Origin of the sequence: Actinotignum stranguriae (assembly GCF_051265215.1) — a bacterium.
Taxonomy (GTDB): Bacteria; Actinomycetota; Actinomycetes; order Actinomycetales; family Actinomycetaceae; genus Actinotignum; species Actinotignum schaalii_C.
This window is the reverse complement of sequence record NZ_JBOZCJ010000029.1, coordinates 21,666-27,909: the sequence shown is the minus strand read 5'-3', so window position 1 is coordinate 27,909 and position 6,244 is coordinate 21,666. Positions and strand designations below refer to the sequence as shown.

5 protein-coding genes and 1 tRNA gene are annotated in these 6,244 nt (G+C 61.8%); 2 read left to right on the top strand and 4 right to left on the bottom strand.

Annotated features, from left to right (window positions below; translation table 11 throughout):
* Positions 1 to 149 precede the first annotated feature (149 nt).
* The 3 genes from ACRQEG_RS08790 to ACRQEG_RS08780 all read right to left on the bottom strand — a co-directional run bounded on the left by ACRQEG_RS08790 (position 150) and on the right by ACRQEG_RS08780 (position 3,831).
* Positions 150 to 223 (bottom strand) — tRNA-Pro (locus ACRQEG_RS08790).
* A 170-nt stretch (positions 224 to 393) separates the two neighbouring features.
* Positions 394 to 1,470: a metallophosphoesterase gene (locus tag ACRQEG_RS08785; RefSeq protein ID WP_320757805.1), complete on the bottom strand. Its 1,077-nt coding sequence runs from the start codon at positions 1,468 to 1,470 to the stop codon at positions 394 to 396.
* A 108-nt stretch (positions 1,471 to 1,578) separates the two neighbouring features.
* Positions 1,579 to 3,831 carry a transglycosylase domain-containing protein gene (locus tag ACRQEG_RS08780; RefSeq protein ID WP_435732831.1) on the bottom strand — a complete coding sequence of 751 codons (2,253 nt, stop codon included), beginning with the start codon at positions 3,829 to 3,831 and terminating at the stop codon, positions 1,579 to 1,581.
* 223 nt (positions 3,832 to 4,054) lie between these two features.
* Between ACRQEG_RS08780 and ACRQEG_RS08775 the strand changes: the two genes are divergently transcribed.
* Together ACRQEG_RS08775 and ACRQEG_RS08770 are read left to right on the top strand one after the other, a co-directional pair.
* On the top strand, positions 4,055 to 4,366 hold the full coding sequence (locus tag ACRQEG_RS08775) for a WhiB family transcriptional regulator (protein WP_320757803.1): 312 nt from the start codon (positions 4,055 to 4,057) through the stop codon (positions 4,364 to 4,366).
* Between the two features lie 155 nt (positions 4,367 to 4,521).
* Positions 4,522 to 4,983, top strand: a complete 462-nt coding sequence (locus ACRQEG_RS08770; protein ID WP_320757802.1) for a RidA family protein — start codon at positions 4,522 to 4,524, stop codon at positions 4,981 to 4,983.
* A gap of 73 nt (positions 4,984 to 5,056) precedes the next feature.
* Here ACRQEG_RS08770 and aroB read toward each other — a convergent pair whose 3' ends face one another.
* Complete coding sequence (gene aroB / locus ACRQEG_RS08765; protein WP_320757801.1) at positions 5,057 to 6,229, bottom strand: 3-dehydroquinate synthase; 1,173 nt, start codon at positions 6,227 to 6,229, stop codon at positions 5,057 to 5,059.
* Positions 6,230 to 6,244 lie beyond the last annotated feature (15 nt).

Below are 6,244 nucleotides of genomic sequence, written 5' to 3'. Positions count from 1 at the left end.
CGAGTTTGAACCCGACTTTAGCCCGCTAGCAAGCCGAAAAGTCCGGATAAAACCAACACCAAGTGTCCTATAGGCCGATTCTCTTGCAAGCCCAAAACACGAAAAATCCCGCGGCACAGGCGGACCTATGACGCGGGACATCACAATCGTCGGGGTAGCGGGATTTGAACCCACGGCCTCTTCGTCCCGAACGAAGCGCGCTACCAAGCTGCGCCATACCCCGTGCTTTGGCAACTCAATAATAATAGCCCTCCGCGACGGAAAAAGCTAAATCCGATCTAGTGATCTGGCGTACAACCAGGCCAGTACGCTATGCGCCTCACAGGCAGCGCGGGATCTTCCCCGCGGCATCTTCCCTGCCGCTCAGCCCCAGCACCTCCCCGATCAGCACGCTCACTCCGCACCGCCGCGCACCCGCAGCAGAATCGCTTCGGGTGGCCGGAGGAACCTGACCGGAGTATAGGGCGAGGTCCCCAGGCCAGCAGATACATTCACCGCCATACCGCCGCGGAGCACGCGCACGCCGTCGCCACGCAGGGGCAGACGCTCCTCACCAGGATCCTCCCCGCAAGGCCAATCGAAAAGCCCGGAATCGTAGCGTAGCGGGAGATCACAATTCGTGGTCAAAGCTCCGAATCCGGGCACGGCCAGCTGGCCACCGTGCGTGTGGCCGGCCAGCGTCAGAGCTGCGCCGTCGTTCATTAACGCGTTGAGAGCGGCCCGATACGGTGCATGAACGACGCCGAGACGCAGATACCCGCGCGCAGCGTTCGTGCGCGGCTCACGTTCCGTGCTCGCGTTTGCCTCTAGCGCCGCGGCGCTTTCCACCGTATCGGTAGCCTCGCTGGGCCTGGGCATCCGGGCCCGGCCGATATGCGGATCGTCCATACCGACCGCGTGAATATCCCAGGCGGCCGCGTGCAGCAGCGCCCGCCGATTATTGAGATCAATCCAGCCGAAAGATTCCAGCCCGGCGGTCATCTCATCCCAGGGCAAATTCGGTTCGCCCTTCTCGACCAACGGCGGGAAGAGTCCGGGCGCCACGTAACGTAGCGGATTCTTGAGCACCGGCGCGAAATAATCATTCGAGCCGTACACAAAAAGCCCCGGAATATCGGCGAGCGGCGCCAGCGCGTCAAGGAGCGGGCCGACGGCGTCCGCTTCGGAAAGATGGTCACCCGTCAGGACCACAAGGTCGGGGCGGCAACGTTGGGCCAGATCGCTCAAGAATTGCTGCTTGGTCCGGTGGCGGCGCAGCAGGTGCATATCCGAGAGGTGGAGGATGCGCAGCTCACCGGCCATGCCCGCAACCTGCGGCAGTACCAGCACCCGCTCGCGCAAGGTGTAGCGGTGTGCTTCCTGCAGTGCCCAGCCCAGGCAGCCAGCCCCCGCGGCCACGCCCACTGCCACGCCGGTGCCCAGGGCCTTGAGCGCGGTGCGCCGGACTCGGTGCTTATCAACTTCGCTCACGGTATTCACCTTCCGTCTCGGAGCACTGAGGTTTCTGCAAGGCCACCGGCCCGAACCTGGCTCACGCTGCGTTGCCCGCACGGCGCAGCCCGGCCCCCGCAGCGCCGGCTACTCTTCCACAACCTCAACTTCTTCGTATTCTTCGTTGCTCTCGCCTTCGTGAACAGCCTCGGGCGGAACCGCGCCCGGCTCCCCCGGCGCGGGTTGCGCGGGGGCCGGTGCCGGCGTGGGAGATGGCGAAGGCGTCACGGGCGCTTGCGTGGCGGGTGCCGGGCGCCGCATCGGGGTGGTGGGTTGTGGGAAAGGCACGGCCGGCTGGCCGGCCAACGCGGCGTTCATATAATCGGAGAACATCATCGCCGGGAACAACCCGCCGTAAACTTCCGAATGGTACTCACCCTTAATAACTGAGTCGAACATGGAAATATTGCCTTCCATGTGGCCCTGCCAGGTCACGGTAGCAAGTTGCGGGGTGTAACCCATGAACCACGCATGCCAGTCCTTATCGGAGGTACCGGTTTTCCCGGCCACTTGGCGCCCACGCAGCGCCGCTTTCTCACCGGTCGCTCCACGTTCCACCACGTGCTGAAGTACCGCATTCGTTTTGCGCGCCGTCTCCTTGGAAATGGCCTGTTGGCACTGCGGTTTACGTTCGGAAATAACCGTGCCATCGTGTTCTTCGATGGAGGTATAGGACATCGGGTCACAGCGGATCCCATCATTGGCGAGGGTGGCACCGGCCGTCGCCATGGAGAGCGGAGTGACGTTATTCGTACCCAGAATCATCGGGGGAACAATATCGAAAGGCTCATGATCCCCGCGTTCCACACCCATGGCCTGGGCTTTATTCGCGATCTGGCACAGATCCAGCTTCTGGGCCATATGCGCGAAGGTGCCGTTAGTAGACATGCGGGTACCTTCCAGCACCGTGCGCGGACGGTTGGACTGCCCCAGGTTCCCCACCGGCCAGGGTTCCCCCGCCAAATTCGTACACGAAGCCTGGAATGAGCTCTGCGGCAGCAAGCCTTCGCTACTATCCACCACGTCATAGGCACTGCGCCCGGAATCCAGCCATTCCACCAGGGTAAATATCTTGAATGTTGATCCGGACTGGAAACCGGCACCGCCACCCATATCCTGCGGGGCCGTCACATTCACCTGCGTCATGCGGGTATCTGTTTCATTCGGTACCCCGAAGCGGGTATTTTGCACCATCGAGACAATATGCCCGCTCCCCGGCTCCACCGACACCAGTGCGGCATCAATTCCGGAAGCGTCATCCACGGGCTGGTGCGTAACCACCGAGTCATAAGCATGCTGCTGGCGCGCCGAATCTAGGGTGGTGCGGATGACTTTGCCACCCCGGTAGAGCTGGCGGGTACGCTCGGCGCGGGTGGCACCCAGCGCCTTGTCATTGAGCAAATTCTTGACCACGTACTCACAGAAGTAAGCGCTAATACCCGCCGAACCGCAACCGGCCACTTGCTCAGAGACGTGCATATACGACTCAATCGGGGTGGCCTGAGCTTCCTTCATTTCCGCTTCGGTAATAAAACCGGAGCGGTACATTTCACCCAGTACCACATTGCGACGCTCAGTATTCGCCTCCGGATGGCGTACCGGATCCCACTGGGCGGGGTTCTGGGTGATCCCGGCCATTGTGGCCGCTTCCACCACCGTGAGATCCTTCGCGGACTTAGAGAAGTAGCGCTGCGCGGCCGTTTCCACCCCGTATTGCGAGGGGCCGAATTGAGCAAGATTGAGATAACCGGTGAGAATCTCATCTTTCGTCATCGTTTTTTCGACGGCGATGGCGTAACGAGCTTCATTGATCTTACGCGCGATAGTTTGTTCGGTAGCCCGCTTGATTTTCTCATTATCATCAGCGATACGCCCCTCTTCCAGAAGCGCATTTTTCACGTACTGCTGGGTAATGGACGAACCGCCCGAAAGCCCGCCCGAGGTGAGATTCGAGACCAGCGCGCTGACGGTGCCCTGCACGTCAATGCCGTGATGCTCGTAGAAACGCCGATCCTCAATTGCTACGACGGCGTTTTTCATATGCTGCGAGATCTGATCGGAGCGCACGTTGATCCGGTTCTCGATATAGAACCGGGCCAGCACCGATCCATCTTTGGCCAGCAGCACCGTCTGTTCCGAAGGCTCAGTAAAGCCTAAGTCCTCCGGTACGTCGTCGAAAATACCGGTCACCGCACTGGCCGTGGTTCCCATCGTCATGACGAAAGGCAACGCAATCCCCGCCATGAGGGCGCCCCCGCCACATAGAGCCAGGACCAGCGCCAGCACGAACGTTCCGATTTGCCGTCCGGTCGCTTGTTTTTTCGGGCTAGAACTCGACATACCCCTAAGAATACTGACCCGGCGCAGCGAAAGAAACGAGACATACGCTGCCCCGGCAGTTCTCCGGGCTTCCCGGTACATCCACTCGCCCGCTCGAGCGCCCCCTCACCCCCCGCCACAAGGCGGACAAACGTAGCGCACGTCATAAAACGCTAATATTATGATCGTAAAACAGTAAAGAACAGCGCCGTCGCATACCACCACGCCGAAGTGAGGGGGATAGATGACCACAACACTGGCCCTGTACCCGCATTGGGCAGATTCCGCCGCCTGCACCGATATTGATCCCGATTCGCTTTTCGTACGCGGCGCGGCTCAGCGCCAGGCCCGCTCGATTTGTTTTCGCTGCTCGGTGCGCCTGCACTGCCTAGCCGATTCGCTGGACGCGGAAATGATGTTCGGGGTGTGGGGCGGGATGACGGAACGCGAACGCCGCGCCCTGCTGCGCCGCCACCCGGAGGAACGCAATTGGAGGCGTCGCATTTTTGAAGGGCGCGACCCCCTGGCCCGCTCCCTGCGCGAGGGGGAGGGCTAAGCCCGCCCCGGAAACGCTTAGCCCGCGGGCACTGGGCGCGCCGTCGTTCCACCACAGGTGCGGCAACTTCGCGCAGCCGTGCCCGTCGAGCTAATCTATTAGCACGCGCGATATTCCGCGCACTTACACTCAACGATTCCGCGAGAGGCCTACGCATGGACACCATCAGCACCCGTCTAACCCAGCTGGGTATCGCTCTTCCCCCGGTTGCCGCTCCCGTTGCAGCCTATATCCCCGCCAAACAACACGGGGATACGGTACGAACTTCCGGGCAGCTACCTTTCGTAGACGGCCAGCTACCAGCCACCGGAAAACTCGGCGCGGAAATCACCGCGGAGGACGGCTATTCCTACGCGCGCATCGCCGGCATTAACGCCCTCGCGGCCGCCGCGGAAGCCGCGGGCGGCATCGATCACATCCGCAGTATTTCGCACGTCACCGTTTTCGTGGCCTCCGCCCCGAGCTTTACCGCGCAACCCCAGGTCGCCAACGGTGCCAGTGAACTTTTCGGGGAGATTTTTGGGGGCGACGGCGCACATACGCGCTCAGCTGTCGGCGTGAGTGTGCTCCCGCTGGACGCCCCCGTCGAAGTAGAAATCGAAGTGCTGCTGCACTAACGGCGCGTTACGGTTCGCGCGCGGGGCCCGGCACGGCGAAAGCGCGCGAGCGGTGGCGTACCGGAGATGCAAACTAGGCCGTGAGTTCCTGGCGCGGCTGCGCCTCCAGGAATTCGCGCACCTCAGCGCTAGGGATCTCCCGCGCGTAACTACCGCCCGCGAAAGTTTCCATCGCGCCGATACCGCGTTGGAATACGAAGCGGATAGCCCCGCCCAGTGATTTCTTATCGTGGCCCATAGCGCGCATAATATCCGCCACGCTCACCCCGGCGGGTAGCTCGGTAGGCAGGCCGATGGCACGGAGCAAGGTATCCACCCTCGTGACATCCGTTTCACTGAGGTAACCGTAGCGTAGCCCTAACCGGCATTGCAGATTCAGCCCAATGGCCACGCATTCCCCGTGCGGGAGGGCGTAATTCAGCGCGGCCTCCAGGGCCCGCCCAATGGTGTGACCGAGGTTGAGGGCCATGCGGCGGTTTCCTTCGTGCACATCGGATTGCACCACCTCCACCTTGATTTCCGCATTGCGACGGGCAATATAGCCGCTAAGAGCGGTATCGCCCACCATCTCCCGCACACCCCGACCGTGCTGCACGAAGTGGTCTTCCAGAATCTCGAAGAAATCACGGTCGGCCAGGCAAGCGTGCTTGACGGTCTCGCCCATGCCGTCGCGCAGTTGCGCATCGGTGAGAGTCGCCCAGCGCGCCACATCAATAAGAACGGCACGAGGCTGGTGGAAAGCCCCGATGAGATTGGTGGCAGCCGGGGTATCCACCGCGGTTTTGCCCCCGATAGCAGCATCCGCCGCACCCACAAGCGTCGTCGTCATGGTGATATACGGAACCCCGCGGGTGAAGGTGGCGGCCACGAAACCGGCCAGGTCGGAGACGACCCCGCCCCCTAAGGCCACCACCACAGTGTCACGATTGAAACCGGCAGCGAGCATGGCATCTTCCAGCTGTTCTTTGGTGGCGCGGGTTTTATTTTCTTCTCCGGCCGGGAAAACGAAAAGCTGCGGAGCGCGGGAGTGTGCGGGCTGAGACTGGGCAGCATGACTGAGCACGTCCATGACCTGCACACCGATAAGGTCATTGACGGTGCTATCGGTAATGACCGCGACCCGAGAGCGGCCCAGCCCGGCCGCTTCCAGCACGCCGGGAAGTTCACCGGCCAGATCGGTGCCAATCAGCAGCGGGTAGGACTCATCAACGGTGCGAGTCAGCTCAACATTGAGGCGGGTAACCATGTGATCCTCCTGGAA

What these genes read in the sequence shown, in the direction of transcription:
- ACRQEG_RS08780 (WP_435732831.1), bottom strand. Translation starts at nt 3,831, where the DNA reads ATGTCGAGTTCTAGCCCGAAAAAACAAGCGACCGGACGGCAAATCGGA.
- ACRQEG_RS08775 (WP_320757803.1), top strand. Translation starts at nt 4,055, where the DNA reads ATGACCACAACACTGGCCCTGTACCCGCATTGGGCAGATTCCGCCGCC.
- ACRQEG_RS08770 (WP_320757802.1), top strand. Translation starts at nt 4,522, where the DNA reads ATGGACACCATCAGCACCCGTCTAACCCAGCTGGGTATCGCTCTTCCC.
- aroB (WP_320757801.1), bottom strand. Translation starts at nt 6,229, where the DNA reads ATGGTTACCCGCCTCAATGTTGAGCTGACTCGCACCGTTGATGAGTCC.